General features: G+C 61.6%; 13 protein-coding genes. 6 read left to right on the forward strand and 7 right to left on the reverse strand.

Annotated elements, in window-relative coordinates; genetic code table 11:
* Positions 1-74: 74 nt before the first annotated feature.
* Positions 75-737: a GMP/IMP nucleotidase gene (yrfG, locus tag ACP7A2_RS06320; RefSeq protein ID WP_426133531.1), complete on the reverse strand. Its 663-nt coding sequence runs from the start codon at positions 735-737 to the stop codon at positions 75-77.
* Between the two features lie 87 nt (positions 738-824).
* On the opposite strand from yrfG, the gene nudE reads away from it, so the two are divergent.
* Together nudE and cysQ are read left to right on the forward strand one after the other, a co-directional pair.
* Positions 825-1,391, forward strand: a complete 567-nt coding sequence (gene nudE, locus ACP7A2_RS06325) for an ADP compounds hydrolase NudE (protein ID WP_426133532.1) — start codon at positions 825-827, stop codon at positions 1,389-1,391.
* Positions 1,388-2,224, forward strand: a complete 837-nt coding sequence (cysQ, locus tag ACP7A2_RS06330; RefSeq protein WP_348054896.1) for a 3'(2'),5'-bisphosphate nucleotidase CysQ — start codon at positions 1,388-1,390, stop codon at positions 2,222-2,224. The genes nudE and cysQ overlap by 4 nt, the downstream gene beginning before the upstream one ends.
* 65 nt (positions 2,225-2,289) lie before the next feature.
* On the opposite strand, the gene ACP7A2_RS06335 is transcribed toward cysQ, so the two are convergent.
* The 4 genes from ACP7A2_RS06335 to rfbB form a co-directional block, all read right to left on the reverse strand.
* Positions 2,290-2,745, reverse strand: a complete 456-nt coding sequence (locus ACP7A2_RS06335) for a YiiD C-terminal domain-containing protein (RefSeq protein WP_426133533.1) — start codon at positions 2,743-2,745, stop codon at positions 2,290-2,292.
* Between the two features lie 26 nt (positions 2,746-2,771).
* Positions 2,772-4,157: a sigma-54-dependent transcriptional regulator gene (locus tag ACP7A2_RS06340; RefSeq protein WP_348054894.1), complete on the reverse strand. Its 1,386-nt coding sequence runs from the start codon at positions 4,155-4,157 to the stop codon at positions 2,772-2,774.
* On the reverse strand, positions 4,154-5,962 hold the full coding sequence (locus ACP7A2_RS06345) for a sensor histidine kinase (protein WP_348054893.1): 1,809 nt from the start codon (positions 5,960-5,962) through the stop codon (positions 4,154-4,156). The genes ACP7A2_RS06340 and ACP7A2_RS06345 overlap by 4 nt, the downstream gene beginning before the upstream one ends.
* Positions 5,963-6,023: 61 nt before the next feature.
* Positions 6,024-7,106 carry a dTDP-glucose 4,6-dehydratase gene (rfbB, locus tag ACP7A2_RS06350; protein ID WP_348054892.1) on the reverse strand — a complete coding sequence of 361 codons (1,083 nt, stop codon included), beginning with the start codon at positions 7,104-7,106 and terminating at the stop codon, positions 6,024-6,026.
* A 152-nt stretch (positions 7,107-7,258) separates the two neighbouring features.
* Here rfbB and ACP7A2_RS06355 point away from each other — a divergent pair, with 152 nt between their 5' ends.
* From ACP7A2_RS06355 to ACP7A2_RS06365, 3 genes are all read left to right on the forward strand, one after another.
* Positions 7,259-10,162 (forward strand): aminotransferase, encoded by a 2,904-nt coding sequence (locus ACP7A2_RS06355; protein ID WP_426133534.1) that lies wholly within the window; start codon positions 7,259-7,261, stop codon positions 10,160-10,162.
* 121 nt (positions 10,163-10,283) lie between these two features.
* Positions 10,284-11,390, forward strand: a complete 1,107-nt coding sequence (gene aguA, locus ACP7A2_RS06360; RefSeq protein ID WP_426133535.1) for an agmatine deiminase — start codon at positions 10,284-10,286, stop codon at positions 11,388-11,390.
* A 235-nt stretch (positions 11,391-11,625) separates the two neighbouring features.
* Entirely contained in the window at positions 11,626-11,838 is a 213-nt protein-coding gene (locus ACP7A2_RS06365; RefSeq protein ID WP_426133536.1) for a hypothetical protein, read from the forward strand.
* Positions 11,839-11,965: 127 nt separating this feature from the next.
* Here ACP7A2_RS06365 and ACP7A2_RS06370 read toward each other — a convergent pair whose 3' ends face one another.
* Positions 11,966-14,053, reverse strand: a complete 2,088-nt coding sequence (locus tag ACP7A2_RS06370) for a TonB-dependent receptor (RefSeq protein WP_426133537.1) — start codon at positions 14,051-14,053, stop codon at positions 11,966-11,968.
* 411 nt (positions 14,054-14,464) lie between these two features.
* On the opposite strand from ACP7A2_RS06370, the gene ACP7A2_RS06375 reads away from it, so the two are divergent.
* On the forward strand, positions 14,465-15,751 hold the full coding sequence (locus ACP7A2_RS06375) for an OprD family porin (RefSeq protein ID WP_426133538.1): 1,287 nt from the start codon (positions 14,465-14,467) through the stop codon (positions 15,749-15,751).
* Positions 15,752-15,851: 100 nt separating this feature from the next.
* Here ACP7A2_RS06375 and ACP7A2_RS06380 read toward each other — a convergent pair whose 3' ends face one another.
* Positions 15,852-16,133 carry a DUF3077 domain-containing protein gene (locus tag ACP7A2_RS06380; RefSeq protein ID WP_426133539.1) on the reverse strand — a complete coding sequence of 94 codons (282 nt, stop codon included), beginning with the start codon at positions 16,131-16,133 and terminating at the stop codon, positions 15,852-15,854.
* Between the last annotated feature and the right edge of the window lie 195 nt (positions 16,134-16,328).

Consider the following 16,328-nt stretch of genomic DNA (forward strand, 5'->3'; position numbering starts at 1 on the left):
GGTGTATTTGATAAATCGAGGTGTCTGCATCGCGGGCAAGCCCGGCTCCCACATGAGCCTGTGTTTACATAAGTTCAGAGTCCAGCAATGAGGTCGCGGTAATCGTCTACCGCTGCAAACTCCGCCGTGTCTTTTGCCCCCTTCTTGCTGTCCGGCTGTTTCACCGCCAGCAAATGCCCCACACCAAAATCCCGAGCACTGCGCAGGATCGGTAACGTGTCGTCGATGAATAGGCTGCGGGCCGGGTCGAAGTGGATGTCGGCTTGCAAGGCGTCCCAGAACTGTGGGTTTTCCTTGGCGAAGCCGTAATCGTGGGAGCTGATCAGCCTTTCGAAATACGGCGCCAGCTCGATGCGTTCCAGCTTCAACGACAGCGAATCGCGATGCGCGTTGGTGATCAGAATCACACGCTTGCCGGCCTTTTTGATCGCCGCCAGAAAGGTATCGGCGTCCGGGCGCAGGGCGATCAAGTGAGCGGTTTCCAGCTTGAGTTCGCGCACCGGGATGTTCAATTCCTTGCTCCAGAAATCCAGGCAATACCATTGCAACTGGCCGGCATTACGCTCGAACAGCGGCTGCAACTCCATCTCGGCCATGGCCCGGCTGACGTTATGCAGTTCGGCGTAGCGCTGTGGCAAGTGCTCCATCCAGAAGTGGTTGTCGTAATGCAGGTCGAGCAAGGTGCCGTCCATGTCCAGCAGGACAGTGTCGATGGCGTGCCAGGGCAAAGAGGGCATGGGGCGTTCTCATGTAAGTAAAGATATCCGACACAGACAATCGGAAAAGCCACGGTATAGTAACCCGATCACGCCAAGGAGCCGCTTATGCGCCAGAAACCCACCGTCCTCGCCCGCGAAATTGTCGCCAGTAGCCGTTTGTTCCGCGTGGAGGAAGTGCAACTGCGCTTTTCCAATGGCGTTGAACGAACCTACGAGCGCCTGGTGGGAAGCGGTGCCGGTCACGGCGCGGTGATGATCGTGGCGATGATCGACGAAGATCACGCGTTGCTGGTGGAAGAGTATTGCGGCGGCACCGACGAATATGAGCTGTCGTTGCCCAAGGGCCTGATCGAACCCGGCGAAGACGTGCTGGCCGCCGCAGACCGCGAGCTCAAGGAAGAAGCCGGTTATGGCGCGCGGCAGTTGGAACACATCACCGAGCTGTCGTTGTCGCCGGGCTACATGAGCCAGAAAATTCAAGTGGTGCTGGCCACCGATCTGTATGAAGAACGCCTCGAAGGTGATGAACCCGAGCCGATGCGTGTAGAGCGGGTCAACCTGCGCGAGCTGTCGCAACTGGCGCAACACGAGCAGTTCAGCGAGGGCCGTGCGCTGGCCGCGCTGTACCTGGTAAGAGACTTGCTGACCCAACGAGGAGCGTTTAGCGCATGAGCGAGCTGTTTTTAGGTCACCCGTTTATTGCCCCTGTGATTGAACTGGCTCGCCAGGCCGGTGAAGTGATCCTGCCGTACTGGCGCGCCGACGTGGCGGTGACTTCAAAGGCTGATGATTCGCCGGTAACGGCGGCCGATCTGGCAGCTCACCATTTGATTCTCGCCGGCCTCACGGCGCTGGACCCAAGCATTCCTGTGCTGTCCGAAGAAGACGCTGATATCGACCAGAGCGTACGCGCCGGCTGGCAGCGCTGGTGGCTGGTGGACCCGCTGGACGGCACCAAGGAATTTATCTGTGGCAGTGAAGAATTTACCGTCAACATCGCGCTGATCGAGCAGGGCCGTGTGGTGTTTGGCGTGGTGTCGATACCGACCAGCGGCCGTTGCTACTTCGGTGGCGCGGGCCTGGGCGCATGGCGCTCCGATGTGAACGAGGCGCCCAAGCAGATTCAGGTGCGCCAAACGCCAGCGGCCGGTGAAGCGTTTACGGTGGTTGCCAGCCGTCGGCACACCAGCCCGGAGCAAGAGCGTTTGCTGGATGGTTTGAGCGAGGGCTTGGGTGAGTTGAAGCTGGCAAATATCGGCAGCTCGCTGAAATTCTGCCTGTTGGCCGAAGGCAGCGCCGATTGCTATCCGCGTCTGGCACCGACCTCGCAATGGGACACGGCGGCGGCTCAGGGCGTGCTGGAAGGGGCGGGCGGCGAAGTGTTGGAGTTGAGCGGCGAGCCGTTCAGCTACCCGGCGCGGGCGTCGTTGTTGAACCCGTTTTTTTTGGCGCTGCCGGCGAAGGCCGCTTGGCGCGAGCGATTGCTGAGCCTGGCCAGGTCCTGAGGTCACAGCAAATTCAATGTGGGAGCTGGCAAGCCAGCTCCCACAGTTGTTTTGGGGTGTGGCATTTAGCGGTGCAGGACGTACTGGCCGGTAAAGGTCACGGCCTTGTCCTCACCACCCTCATTCACAATCCACGTGTCCAGCGTCAACCGCGCACGCCCATAGCGCTTATACGTCGCCAAAAATCGCTTCCACACCTTTTCCTCCGGTGCCTGGCAAATCACCGTCGCGTCCCGAGTGACAGGCAACGGATAACTGATCTGCCCTTCCTGAATCACGATATGCCCGTCTTCAATCCCTTCCTCGCGTAACTGCAAATGCAGCCAGCCCCAGCCGGCCAGCACCGCGCCGCAGTAGAGGCTGCCGCCAAACATAGTGCTTTTGTGGTTGATGTTGGCTTGCAAAGGCAGGTGCAGTTGCAGTTTCCCGTGTTGCCAGTCGAGCACCTTGAGGCCCATTTCCCGGGTGAGGGGGATGTCGTGGTGAAGGATGGATTCCAGGTAACGGCTGTCGCGGCTCATGGCGGCCTCTTGGCGGTTGGGGTGGGTCATTCGTCGTCTGCGCCGTGGTTGCCGCTGTCGGCGAAGTTCAGGCCGTGCTTGCGCAGCTTGTCGTGCAGGGTTTTGCGCGGTATGCCGAGGGCTTCGGCGAGGCTGCGCACAGAGCTGTGGGGGCGAGTCAGTTCGGCGGCGATCAGGCTTTTTTCGAACTGTTCAACTTGCTCGCTCAGCCCCCCCGGCGTGGAGGTCAGAACGCCAGCGGCGGGATTGTCCGGTGTGTTGTCCAGTGCCAGTTCCAGGCCCAGGGCAAAGCGCTCGGCGGCGTTCTGCAACTCGCGCACATTGCCCGGCCAGCTGTGGCGCAACAGCAACGCGCGCTGGCCGGGTTGCAGCTCATGCAGCGGCAGGCCGTGACGGCTGCTGGCTTCGTCGGCGAAGTGCTGGAACAGCATCAACGCGTCTTCACCGCGCTCGCGCAGCGGCGGAATGCGCAGCGGCGCGACGTTGAGGCGGTAATACAAGTCGGCACGAAACCGCCCCTGGTCAGCGGACTGACGCAGGTCTTCCTTGGTGGCCGCGATGATGCGGATGTCCAGCGGGATGAGCTGATTACCGCCCAGGCGTTCCACCACTCGCTCCTGCAACAGGCGCAGCAGCTTGACCTGCACGTCCAGGCTCATGCTTTCGATTTCATCCAGGAACAGCGTGCCGCCGTTGGCGAATTCGAACTTGCCGATGCGACGTTTCTGCGCGCCGGTAAACGCGCCGGGTTCATGGCCGAACAGCTCGCTTTCCACCACCGATTCGGCCAAAGCGCCTGCGTTGATCGCCACAAATGGCCCACTGCGGCGGCTCGACAGGTCGTGCAGCGCGCGGGCGACAACCTCTTTGCCCGCGCCGGTTTCACCCAGAATCAGCACATCGGCGCGGGTCGCGGCCAGGGCGCCGATCTGCTCGCGCAGGCGCAGCATTTGCGGTGAATGGCCGACCAAACGGGTGCTTAATTGCTGGCGATCGCTGAGGGCCAGGCGCAGGCTGCGGTTGTCCAGCACCAGGCGGCGCAGGGCGAGGGCGCGGCGCACGCTGTCGAGCAGGGCGTCGCTGGCGAAGGGTTTTTCGAGGAAATCGTAGGCGCCGGCGCGCATGGCCTGCACCGCCAGTGGCACGTCGCCGTGGCCGGTAATCAGCAGCACCGGCAGCTCCGGGTCTTGGCCGTGCAGCTCGGCAAGCAGCTCCAGGCCGTCCATGCCGGGCATGCGAATGTCGCTGACCACCACACCCGGCCAGTCCCGCGACAGGCGCGCGGTGAGGCCAGTGGCTTCGCCCAGGGTCAGAACTTTCAGCCCGGCCAGGTCCAGGGTCTGGCACAGGGCCTGACGCAGGTGCGGATCGTCGTCGATCAACACCACCTGAATCCCGTTATCGATACTCATACACTGCGGTCCTCGGACGGTTGCAAACTGACGCCCGGCGAGCCGGCACGCAATTTCAAGGTTAACAGCGCACCACCTTCCTTGCTGTTGGCGAACAGCAGCTCGCCGCCAAAGGCGCGCATCAAGGTGTCACAGATTGCCAGGCCCAGCCCAAGGCCCTGGGTGCGCGTTTTGGTGGTGTAAAACGGCTCGCTGGCGCGGCCCAGGGCTTCCATGCAAAAGCCCGGGCCGTTGTCGCGAATGTAGAGGTTCACGCCCTGTTCGGTGGTTTGGGCACTCAGCCAGAGTTTGCGCGGCGGGCCTTTTTCGGTGAGGGCGTCGAGGGCATTGGCCAGCAGGTTGCCGAGCACCTGGCGCAGGCGGGTTTCGCCGGCCTGTACCCACAGCGTTGCTTCCGGCAGGTCGCGGATCAACTCGACTTCCATCGAGCGGCGCCGCTTGGCCAGCAACGCCAATGCATCGTCCAGCGCCGGTTGCAGCGCCACGCTTTCCGGTGCATGGCGATCGCGGCGGGCGAAGGCGCGCAGGTGCGCAATGATCGAAGCCATGCGCCCGGTCAGCTCGCTGATCAGCTTGAGGTTGCCGCGAGCGTCGTTGGTGCGCTCATGGTCGAGCAAAATTTCCGCGTTTTCCGCGTAGCTGCGAATCGCCGCCAACGGTTGATTCAGCTCGTGGCTGATACTCGCCGACATGGTGCCCAGCGCCGACAATTTACCCGCCTGCACCAAATCATCCTGGGCGCGCACCAGCTCCTGCTGGGCATGTTCGCGCTCCAGCACTTCCTGCTTCAGGCGCCGGTTAAGCCCCTCGAGGTCGCTGGTCCGCTCGATCACGCGCGCTTCCAGTTCCCGACGCGCCCTGGCTTCAAAGGCGATGCGTTCCAGGTAATGCCGGCGGCGCTGCATTATCAGGCCCAGCAACAGCATCACCACCAGCAACGTGGCGCCACCCACGGCGACCACAGTGCGTACCGGCCGGTTGATCAGCGAGCGCGGCGCAAGAATCTCGACGTTCCAGCCGGTTTCGGCAATGGCGGTGGACTGGCGCAGCCAGGCGCTGGAACTCAGCGCCAGTGGCTGCGGGTCGCGGGTCGGGTAGGGCTGGATCGCAATGATCGCCTGGCGTTCTTCGGCCGTCAGCGGCCGGGTGGCGCGAAATCGCCATTGCGGGCGCGAGGTGAGGATCACCACGCCATTGTGGTCGGTCACCAGCAGTTGTTCGGGTGTGTTGCCCCACAGGCTTTCGGTGTGGTCCAGGTCGACCTTGACCACCAGCACGCCGATGACTTTGTCGCCATCGCGCACGGCGGCGGCGAAGAAGTAGCCGCGCTTGGCTGAGGTGGTGCCCAGGCCGAAAAACCGCCCCAGGCGCCCGGCCATGGCTTCACTGAAATACGGGCGGAATGAGAAATTGCGGCCCACAAAGCTGTCTTGTTTGTCCCAATTCGAGGCCGCGAGGGTTTTGCCCGTGGTGTCCATCAGGTACATCACTTCCACCCCGGCCTGGGCGGCGACGTCTTTGAGCAGCAGGTTGGCGTCTGTCAGATGGGTGCTGACGTGCGGCGCGTCCAGCGCGATGCGCAGGGCGGGCAAATCGCCGAGGATCTGCGGCAGCACTTCATAGCGGTGCAAGGTGCCCAACAGGTTGGCGACGTACAGGTCGAGGGTCTGGCGGTTTTGCCCGGCCAGCTCGCTGCGGTAATAGCGCTCGGCCAAGTGCTCCAGCGGCCACAGCAGCGGCGCCAGGCACAACGCCAGGAGGGCGAGGCTGCGCCAGCGGGGTCTTCGCGGGAGGGATGGAGTCATGGGAATCATGCGCCTGTGGGTACAAGCGCATTATGCCTAGCTGTGCTGCCCGTTGCCTTGGTTATGCAATCAGGTCTTTTGGATCGCTGTTGCCCAGGCGCTCACCCTGATAGCTGCCGTCTTGAACGCGGCGGCACCATTCCAGGTTGTCGAGGTACCACTGCACGGTTTTGCGCAGGCCGGTTTCGAAGGTTTCTTGCGGAACCCAACCCAGCTCGCGTTCGATCTTGCTGGCATCGATCGCGTAGCGCAGGTCGTGACCCGGGCGATCCTTGACGAAGGTGATCAGGTCGGTGAATTTCTCCACGCCGGCCGGGCGTTGCGGCGCCAGCTCTTCCAGCAGGCCGCAAATGCCACGTACCACGTCGATGTTCTTCTGCTCGTTGTGGCCGCCGATGTTGTAGGTCTCGCCCACCACACCTTCGGTCACCACTTTGAGCAGCGCGCGGGCGTGGTCTTCGACGTACAGCCAGTCACGCACTTGCAGGCCATCACCGTAAACCGGCAGCGCCTTGCCCGCGAGGGCGTTGAGAATAACCAGCGGGATCAATTTTTCCGGGAAGTGGAACGGCCCGTAGTTGTTCGAGCAGTTGGTCAGCAGCACTGGCAGGCCATAGGTGCGCTGCCAGGCGCGGACCAGGTGGTCGGAGGCGGCTTTGCTGGCCGAATACGGCGAGCTTGGCGCGTAAGGGGTGGTTTCGGTGAACAAGTCGTCCACGCCGTGCAGGTCGCCGTACACCTCATCCGTGGAAATGTGGTGGAAGCGGAATGCGCTCTTGGCCGGCTCGGCCAGCGTCTGCCAGTAAGCGCGGGTGGCTTCGAGCAGGCTGTAGGTGCCGACGATGTTGGTCTGGATAAAATCCGACGGGCCGTCAATGGAGCGGTCCACGTGCGACTCGGCGGCCAGGTGCATGATGGCCTGTGGCTCGAAGCGCGTCAGCAGGGCGCTGACGGTGGCCTGGTCGATGATATCGGCCTGGACGAACTCGTAGCGGCTGTTTGACGCCACACTGGCCAGCGACTCGAGGTTGCCGGCGTAGGTGAGTTTGTCGAGGTTGAGCACTTCGTGCTCGGTGTTTTGAATCAGGTGGCGGATCAGGGCGGAGCCGATGAAACCGGCACCACCGGTGATAAGAATACGCATGTCGAGGGCCTCTTCCTTAGACGGACATTGGGCAAAAGACGTGTAGCTTGATTCGTGCGTCGGCGCGGTGCAAGCGCGCTTTGCACGAGGGGTTGATTAACGCCCCCGAACAGTGGCGATATAGACGCCTGAAAAGAACCGAGGTTGCCCCAATGTTGCTCGCCACGTTGATCCATCGTGCCAGTCTGCCTTGCCCGCAAGTGGGCCCTGACACGGCAGCGCACCTGCTGGAGCAACATTACGGCCTCACCGGCACCATGCAGTCGCTGGGCAGCCAGCAAGACCTCAATTACCGGGTCGACAGCGACCGTGGCCGGTTTGTCTTGAAAATCTGCCGGGGTGATTACGCCGCCTTGGAGTTGCAGGCCCAGCACGCCGCCCTCAATGAGCTGCAAGCGCACCTGCGCGTGCCCCGGGTTATCCGCGCCCGCACCGGTGAAGAACTGCTGACCGTGACGGTCGACGGGCAAACCTTGCACGTGCGGCTGCTCGACTACATCGAAGGCCAGCCCCTGACTCATCTGCCGCACCTGGGCCGCGAGGTAATCGCAGGTTTTGGCCAGTTGTGCGGGCGCATGAGCCTTGCGCTCGCGCATTTCCAACACCCGGGCCTTGAGCGCACGCTGCAATGGGACCCGCGCCACGCCCTGGCGTTGATCAAGCACCTGCTGGCCACCCTGGAAAACCTGCCCCATCGCGCCGCGCTGGAGCAGATGGCCGAGCAGGTAGACGCGTGCATTCAGCCGCTGGCGCAGCAGTTGCCGTGGCAGGCCGTGCACATGGACATCACTGACGACAACGTGGTGTGGCAGCGCGATGCCGGGCGGCGCTGGCAAATCCAGGGCGTGATCGATTTCGGCGATCTGGTGCACACCTGGCGCATTGCCGACCTGTCCGTGACCTGCGCCGCGCTGCTGCACCATGCCGACGGCGACCCGTTTGCGATTTTGCCGGCGATCCAGGCGTGTCATGCCGTCACGCCGTTGCAGCGCGAAGAGTTGCAGGCGCTGTGGCCGCTGATCGTCGCCCGTGCCGCGGTGCTGGTGCTGAGCAGCGAGCAACAGCAACGGCTGGACCCGGATAACGCTTATCTGTTGAAAAACGCCGAGCACGAGTGGGAAATTTTCCACGTGGCAACGTCGGTGCCGTTTGAGTTGATGGAGGCAGCGATCCTGCGGTGTGTGGGTGAAACGCTGTCGCCCCTGGCGGGCCTGGATTTCGCGCCGTTACTGCCGGGGTTGGTGGGCCGTGAGTTCGCGCTGATCGACCTGGGTGTGCTCAGCCCGCATTTCGATGCGGGCAATTGGGAAGCGCCCGGCATCGACCGGCGGCTGTTGGATGAAGCGGCGACGGTGCACGGGCTGGCGGCCAGCCGATATGGGCAATATCGCTTGTCGCGCACACGCCCCGACACTGCCGTCGAGCCGGACACATTCGCGCTGCATGTGGAATTGCACCTGCCTCATGGCACCGTGTTGGAAGCGCCCTTCGCCGGGACGCTGCACCAGGGCGCGCAGGGCATGCTGCGCTTGCAGGGTGATCAGCTAAGTGTGCGTCTGTGGGGCGTAACAACCTTATTGAAGCCCGATTCGGTACTGGTGAAAGGGCAGATCCTCGGTGAGGTCCACGCGCCGCTGACCGTGCAATTGTGCCGCGCCGACCTTGAGCCGCCGCTGTTCTGCACACCGTCCAGGGCGCTGGCGTGGCAGGCGCTGTGCCCCTCGCCGGCGATGTTGCTGGGGCTGGCGTGTGATGCCGCACCCGAGTTGGACCCCAAGGCCTTGCTGGCACGCCGTGATGCGAGTTTCGCCCGTTCGCAGAAGCACTATTACGAGGACCCGCCGCGCATCGAGCGGGGCTGGCGCAACCACCTGATCGACATGCAGGGGCGTTCCTACCTGGACATGCTCAACAACGTCGCGGTGCTGGGCCATGGGCACCCGCGCATGGCGGTGGTGGCGGCGCGGCAATGGTCGCTGCTCAATACCAACTCGCGCTTTCATTATGCGGCGATTGCCGAGTTTTCCGAACGCTTGCTGGCGCTGGCGCCGGAAGGCATGGACCGGGTGTTTCTGGTCAACAGCGGCACCGAGGCCAATGATTTGGCGATTCGCCTGGCGTGGGCCTACAGCGGCGGGCGCGACATGCTCAGCGTGCTGGAGGCTTACCACGGTTGGTCGGTGGCGGCGGATGCGGTGTCCACCTCGATTGCCGACAACCCGCAAGCATTGAGCAGTCGCCCGGACTGGGTGCACCCGGTGACGGCGCCGAATACCTATCGCGGGGAGTTTCGCGGGCAGGACAGTGCACCGGACTATGTACGAAGCGTGGAGCACAACCTGGCGAAAATCGCCGCGAGCAAACGCCAACTGGCCGGGTTTATCTGTGAGCCGGTATACGGTAACGCCGGGGGCATTTCACTGCCGCCGGGCTATTTACAGCAGGTGTACGCGCTGGTACGCGCTCGGGGCGGCGTGTGCATCGCCGATGAAGTGCAGGTGGGCTACGGCCGCATGGGCCACTTCTTTTGGGGCTTTGAAGAGCAGGGCGTGGTGCCGGACATCATCACCATGGCCAAGGGCATGGGCAACGGCCAGCCGCTGGGCGCGGTGATTACCCGGCGCGAAATTGCCGAAGCGCTGGAGGCCGAGGGCTATTTTTTCTCGTCGTCGGGGGGCAGCCCGGTCAGTTGCCGGATCGGCATGGCCGTGCTGGATGTAATGGAGGAAGAAAAGCTGTGGGAAAACGCCCAAGTGGTGGGCGCGCATTTCAAGGCGCGCCTGGAAGCACTCATCGAGCGCCACCCGCTGGTTGGCGCGGTTCACGGTTCGGGGTTCTATTTGGGCCTGGAGTTGGTGCGTGATCGGCATACCCTTGAGCCAGCATCGCAAGAAACCGCAGTGCTGTGTGATCGCCTGCGCGAACTGGGGATTTTCATGCAGCCGACCGGCGATTACCTCAACATCCTCAAGATCAAGCCACCGATGGTCACCTCTAAACGCAGTGTGGATTTCTTTGTCGACATGCTGTCGAAGGTGCTGGATGAGCAGCTGTAATTTACCGATTGTTATCGGCTATTAACTCTCATGTCACTCGCCTATGATCTTTTATCGCTTTTAAAGCCGATTTTTATCCGTTATAAAGTCGGCTTTCACCCCATTCGGAGTCTTGAACGCCATGACCACCCTGCACAGCACACCCCGCGCCGATGGCTTTCATATGCCTGCCGAATGGGCGCCACAGACCCAAACCTGGATGATCTGGCCCGAGCGCCCGGATAACTGGCGCCTCGGCGGCAAGCCTGCGCAGGCCGCTCACGTGGCCGTGGCCAAAGCCATTGCGCGGTTTGAACCGGTGACGGTGGGGGTGTCGGCCGGTCAGTACGAAAACGCCCGTGCGCGTTTGGACGTGCCCAATATCCGCGTGGTGGAAATGTCCAGCGACGACGCCTGGGTTCGCGACACAGGCCCGACGTTTGTGATCAACGACAGCGGCGAAGTGCGCGGTGTGAACTGGGATTTCAACGCCTGGGGCGGCTTTGACGGCGGCCTTTATGCGCCGTGGAACCGCGACTGTCAGGTAGGCGGCAAGATCCTCGAAATCGAGCGCGCGTCGCGTTACCGCACCGAGGGTTTTGTGCTGGAAGGCGGTTCGATTCATGTGGACGGCGAAGGCACGGTGATCACCACCGAAGAATGCCTGCTGAACCGCAACCGCAACCCACACCTCGATCGCGCGGCAATCGAAGCCGTGCTCAGTGACAATCTGGCTGTGGATAAAATCATCTGGCTGCCGGACGGCCTGTTCAACGACGAAACCGACGGCCATGTGGATAACTTCTGCTGCTACGTGCGCCCAGGCGAAGTGTTGCTGGCCTGGACCGATGACCCGCAAGACCCGAACTACGCGCGCTGCCACGCCGCCATGGACGTGCTGCAAAGCAGCACTGACGCCAAGGGCCGCGCGTTCACGGTGCATAAAATGCCGATTCCGGGCCCGCTGTACGCCACCGAAGACGAATGCGCCGGTGTCGACCCGGTGGATGGCTCGCAAGAGCGCAATCCGACCGTGCGGCTGGCCGGTTCCTACGTCAACTTCCTGATCGTCAACGGCGGCATCATCGCGCCGAGCTTCAATGACCCGCTGGACAACCAGGCCAAAGAGATTCTGCAGGACCTGTTCCCGCAGCACGAAGTGGTGATGGTGCCGGGCCGCGAACTGTTACTGGGCGGCGGCAATATTCATTGCCTGACCCAACAACAGCCCGCCCCGCACAAAAACTGAGTGCAGTTGTAACAGCACGCGCAGTAGTGGCGTAAAGCCAGCTTTTTGCGGCGCTCAAAGCAAGCCCGCGGCCCAGCAAGGTCGCGGGCTTTTTTGTGTCCGAACGCCTATAAACACGGGACATTGGCATAGCTCTTGTATCGGTGTTGCCATAGTGGCTCACGGTGATGGCTGCGCAGTTCTGTCATAAACCTTGAGTAAGTTAGCCGCTCACGCAGTAGGGGAGAGCGCTGAAATGAATGCCGATATCAACCTGAATCACACGCACCCGTTCCACCCGATGCGGGTCAACGGTGATGCGATCCATGCGTTGGGTCTGTGGTTGAAAGCAAACGGCTCGCGACAGGTGAGGCAAATCGACCTGCGCAGCTTGATGAGTGAACGCTATCCGGCGGGATTGTTCACTGAGGATGAAGTGTTGGCGTTGTGTGAGTTGACGAAAGACTGAAAAACACCGGGATCTAAAAATGTGGGAGCGGGCTTGCGCGCGAATTCGGTGTGTCAGATACACATTCAGCGACTGGCACACTGCATTCGCAAGCAAGCCCGCTCCCACATTTGGTTTTGTGATCAGCCTAGAAACTGTAGGTGCCTGTAACGACGAGGCTGCGCGGCTCCCCCGGTTGAATCTGCGCCACGCTGGTGGCGGAGTCGTAATAGTGTTTATCGGCGATGTTGTTCAGCGCCGCCCGTACATCCCATTCCTTTTGACGAAACCCGGCCAGTGCATCCCAACGCCCGTAACCCGGTAACACCACGGTGTTGAGGTTGTCGGCATAACGGTCGCCCACCAGCGTCAAACCGGTTTCTGCATACCAGCCCATCTCAGGTTTCCAGGTGATGAACAGGCTGCCGTTGCGCTTGGCCACGTCGCTGACGCGCTTGCCTTCAAAACCGTTGTTGTCTTTCTCAACCTTGGCATCCTGCAGGCCCACGCCACCGCGCACGTACCAGTTGCCAGCGATCTTGCCGGTGGCCGTCAGCTCGACGCCGCGTGAGCGTTGCAGGCCGGTGAGCAGGGTGACGGTGCGGTCCAGCGGGTCGCTGGTGCGGCGGTTGTAGAGTTCAAGCTCGTACACGGCCAGCGTGGTGCTGAGGCGGTCGTCGAGCCAGTCACTTTTTACGCCGATTTCCTTTTGTTTGGTCAGCTCCGGGCTCAGGTCGTTGACGCTGCCTGCGGCATTCGGGGTGATGCCGATCAAGCCGCCGCCAGCGGGGGAGAAGGTTTTGCTCCACGACGCATAAAACGAGTGATGGGCAAGCGGCGTCCACACCAGGCCCACGCGCGGGCTGGTGCTGTGGCTTTCGACGTCTTGGCGCACGTTGAGCACCTTGCTGGTGGTGTCCACTTCAAAGTGGTCGTAGCGCAGGCCGGCCAGCACTTGCCATTGATCGTTGAGGCGCAGTTGGTCCTGCACGTACACGGCGCGGCTCTCGACTTCGGTGTGGTTGTAGCTTGAAAGGCTCATCCGCCCGGTGTGGCTCAAGTGACGGTTGGGCCTGTTGAGGTCGAGGCTCGGCACGGCCTGGCCGCCACGGTTTACGGCGGTGGCGGTGTATAGCTTGGGGTCGCGGCGCTGGCTGCCCAGTTCAAGGCCGGTGAGCACGCGATGCTCCAGGCCGAAGGTGTCGAAACCGCCTTCCAGCTCAAGGTTGTTGAACACGTTGCGGGTGGTCAGGTCCTGCTGCCAGTGTTGGCGGGTGACCTTGTTGGTTTTTGGGTCGTAGCCGGTCTGGTAGGTGTTGTCGAAATCGCTGTCGAGCTTGAACACACCGAGGGTGTGGCGCAGTTGCCAGTCGGCGTTGAGTTCATAGGCCAGCCTGGAGCGCACGGACTGGGATTTGTCGTCGATATAATCGCGGCTGTCGAAGTAGGTGGTGCTGCGGCTTACGTCCGCCGGGCGCCCGTTGACCCCGGGAATGCCGCGGTCCGGCGTGCGGTTGTAGCGGCTGTATTCGTATTGCACCAGCCAGTTCAGGTCCGGCGTGAGTTGCCAGCTCATCGACGGCGCGAACAGTTGGCGGTTGCCACTCACGCCATCGCGGAAGCTGTTGTTGTCTGCGTTCCCCATGTTCAGGCGCAGGCTGATGGTGTCGGTCGGGTCGGTGCTGAGGTCGGCGTACAGGCTGCGCATGTCCTCGCTGCCGCCCTGGGCTTCGATGCTCGACTTTTGGCCCGCCTGGGGCAATTTGCTCACGCGGTTGACGATGCCGCCCTGGCCGCCTCGGCCATAGAGCACAGCGGCCGGGCCTTTGAGCACTTCAATGCGCTCGATGTTATGCAGGTCGCGCACGTATTGGCTGTCGTCGCGGATGCCGTCGAGGTAGAAGTCGTTGCTCGCGTCGAAGCCGCGGATGCGCAGGCTGTCGAAGCGCGTGTCGGCACCGCTGCTGACGTTCGGAATGCCGCTCAATGCCTTGCCCAAATCGTTGGTGCCATAGGCGCGCAGGCTCTCGGTTTTTATCGAGTCGATGGCCTGCGGCACATAACGCACGGCCGTCGCAGTGCGCGTGGCGGTGCTGGTCTCTTTGACGCGTGGGTCATCTTCATCCGCTTCGGCGCTCACCGAGGTTTCCGGCAGCACCGTGGCGGCGCAGGCAAAACCGGCAGTCAGCAGAACAGAGAGCCCAAGAGTGATGGGCGTCAGGCGAGGGGCAGGCATGGGAAATGTATCCGAAAAGGTTGAGGATAAAATTGCGCGCGAATGGTAATGCTTTGCATTTGCGCGCGTTATCTACTCCCAGGCTTGCCTGTCGCTGAAAGTGTTACACGATGTGTTTTCTTGACGAAACGGACGGTTTTTGAGGCGCGCCTGGACGCCCTGGAACGCCTTGCTTAGACTTTTTTCGCCTAAATTCAGACGATTCACGAAATTGACACATAGTTCAACCCGCGCATAGGATTGCGCCCAACGCCTGTGGCAAACCGCCATGACTCATCCAATAAAAAAAGGCCTGCGGCAGTTCAGTCGTCCGCGGGCCTGTTTTTTTCTGGAGAAAAGTCGACACCAAAAAAGCGACACGGAGCTTGGTGTCACAGCGCGTACTCAACCAGTAATAAGGAATATAAAAACATGTTGAAGCAACGGATGAGTCTGATCGCTCTGGGGATTTTGAGCGCATCGACAGCCATGGCCAACGACCAGGAGCAATCCAAGGGTTTTGTTGAAGACAGCCACCTGAACATCGCAGCACGTAATGCCTACATCAGCCGCGACTACAAAAACGGCAAGCAAGACAAAGCTGAATGGGGCCAGGGCTTCATCGGCAAATTCGAATCCGGCTTCACTCAAGGCACCGTTGGTGTGGGTGTGGACGTGATCGGCCAGTACGCTATTCGCCTGGACGGTGGTAAAGGCCGCAGCGGCGCAGGCGGTATCGACTTCTTCAAGCAAGGCGACAGCGGCGCAGCCGCCGATGACCTGTCCAAAGGCGGCGCAGCCGTCAAGGCGCGCATCTCCAACACCGTGATCAAGTACGGTCAGCAGATGCCAGCCGTACCGGTGCTGCAGTACGACAACTCCCGCCTGCTGTCGGAAACCTTCGAGGGTACGTCGATCGTTTCCAAAGAGATCGCCGGCCTGCAGCTCGACGCCGGTCACTTCACCAAGGAAGCGCGCAAGAGCGCCGAAGGCAGCGACAGCGGCCGTTTGAAGAGCATCGACTACATCGGTGGCAGCTACAAATTCACCGAAAGCCTGTCGGCCGCGCTGTACGCCTCCGACATGCAAGACGTGCTGAAGAAGCAATACGTGAACGTCAACTACGTGTTGGCCCTGCCAGAAAAGCAATCGCTGACCTTTGACTTCAACGGCTACAAAACCAAGCTGGACAAGAGCTTCGCCCTGGAAAACCAAGGTGACGCCGACGCCCGCGACAACAAAATCTGGAGCCTGGGCGCTACCTGGGCCGTCGGCCCGCACAGCTTCACCCTCGCTCACCAGCGCAGCACCGGCGACACCGGCTACCTCTACGGCGGCTACCGCAATGCTGGCGGTATCGGCGACGGCGGCAACACCATCCTGCTGGCCAACTCCTACTGGTCCGACTTCAACGGCAAGGACGAGCGCTCCTGGCAAGCCGGTTACGGCATCGACTTCGCCTCCTTCGGCGTGCCGGGCCTGACCTACAACGTTGCCTACGTGCGTGGCACTAACATCGACGACGGCAGCGGCCGTGGCGATGGCACCGAGCGTGAAATCTGGAACCAGTTCAAGTACGTAGTACAGAGCGGCCCAGCCAAAGACCTGAGCCTGCGTGCGCGTGCGTCCTGGTTGCGCGTGTCTAACAACGCCAGCAACTACAACGTAGGCGGCAACGAACTGCGCCTGTTCGCCGACTATCCGATCAATGTTTTCTAATTGATCCGGCGTCGCGCCTGATTTCAGGCGATAAAAAACCCCGACCTGTTCGGGGTTTTTTTATGTGCGCCAATCAGCTCTGACTGGCGCACTTCACTTGTTACTCGTTAGTGCAGGGTGACTCCAACACCTTCACCACATCATCAATCACCGCCTTGCTCATCTCCTGCAAATAATGCGACGCCCAGGCATAACGGTCCGTTTCCTTCGTCATCGCCGCGTCTTCTGTGAGCAGCTTGGCGACGTGGAGCAAGTCGCAAACATGGCGCAGGGCTTCATGCAGGGAAACACCGCTGTTGACGCGGAACAGGGGCTGGTCGGAGTGAAAGGAGAACGGGGTGACGCCGAGGGTGGTTAGTGCGGACGGTTTTGTAGCGGTCATTGGTGAAACTCCCATATCGAGTGAGAGCTACCACGTTCGTGATTCAAACGAATGCGTGGCGCTTTAGCGCCTGCATCAAATCGGGTTCTCAGGCCCGGCCGCTGCGGTGGCAGTGACGGTCGGGAGAGTAGCTGGGTGGAGGATGGGGAGCAAACGGGAAAATAGATGGGTTGGTTTTGAGTCAGCTTGGTCGGT

It is taken from the genome of Pseudomonas sp. PWP3-1b2, assembly GCF_049896045.1.
In the GTDB taxonomy this organism is placed as follows: Bacteria; Pseudomonadota; Gammaproteobacteria; order Pseudomonadales; family Pseudomonadaceae; genus Aquipseudomonas; species Aquipseudomonas antarctica_B.

What these genes read in the sequence shown, in the direction of transcription:
- yrfG (WP_426133531.1), bottom strand. Translation starts at nt 737, where the DNA reads ATGCCCTCTTTGCCCTGGCACGCCATCGACACTGTCCTGCTGGACATG.
- nudE (WP_426133532.1), top strand. Translation starts at nt 825, where the DNA reads ATGCGCCAGAAACCCACCGTCCTCGCCCGCGAAATTGTCGCCAGTAGC.
- cysQ (WP_348054896.1), top strand. Translation starts at nt 1,388, where the DNA reads ATGAGCGAGCTGTTTTTAGGTCACCCGTTTATTGCCCCTGTGATTGAA.
- ACP7A2_RS06335 (WP_426133533.1), bottom strand. Translation starts at nt 2,745, where the DNA reads ATGAGCCGCGACAGCCGTTACCTGGAATCCATCCTTCACCACGACATC.
- ACP7A2_RS06340 (WP_348054894.1), bottom strand. Translation starts at nt 4,157, where the DNA reads ATGAGTATCGATAACGGGATTCAGGTGGTGTTGATCGACGACGATCCG.
- ACP7A2_RS06345 (WP_348054893.1), bottom strand. Translation starts at nt 5,962, where the DNA reads ATGACTCCATCCCTCCCGCGAAGACCCCGCTGGCGCAGCCTCGCCCTC.
- rfbB (WP_348054892.1), bottom strand. Translation starts at nt 7,106, where the DNA reads ATGCGTATTCTTATCACCGGTGGTGCCGGTTTCATCGGCTCCGCCCTG.
- ACP7A2_RS06355 (WP_426133534.1), top strand. Translation starts at nt 7,259, where the DNA reads ATGTTGCTCGCCACGTTGATCCATCGTGCCAGTCTGCCTTGCCCGCAA.
- aguA (WP_426133535.1), top strand. Translation starts at nt 10,284, where the DNA reads ATGACCACCCTGCACAGCACACCCCGCGCCGATGGCTTTCATATGCCT.
- ACP7A2_RS06365 (WP_426133536.1), top strand. Translation starts at nt 11,626, where the DNA reads ATGAATGCCGATATCAACCTGAATCACACGCACCCGTTCCACCCGATG.
- ACP7A2_RS06370 (WP_426133537.1), bottom strand. Translation starts at nt 14,053, where the DNA reads ATGCCTGCCCCTCGCCTGACGCCCATCACTCTTGGGCTCTCTGTTCTG.
- ACP7A2_RS06375 (WP_426133538.1), top strand. Translation starts at nt 14,465, where the DNA reads ATGTTGAAGCAACGGATGAGTCTGATCGCTCTGGGGATTTTGAGCGCA.
- ACP7A2_RS06380 (WP_426133539.1), bottom strand. Translation starts at nt 16,133, where the DNA reads ATGACCGCTACAAAACCGTCCGCACTAACCACCCTCGGCGTCACCCCG.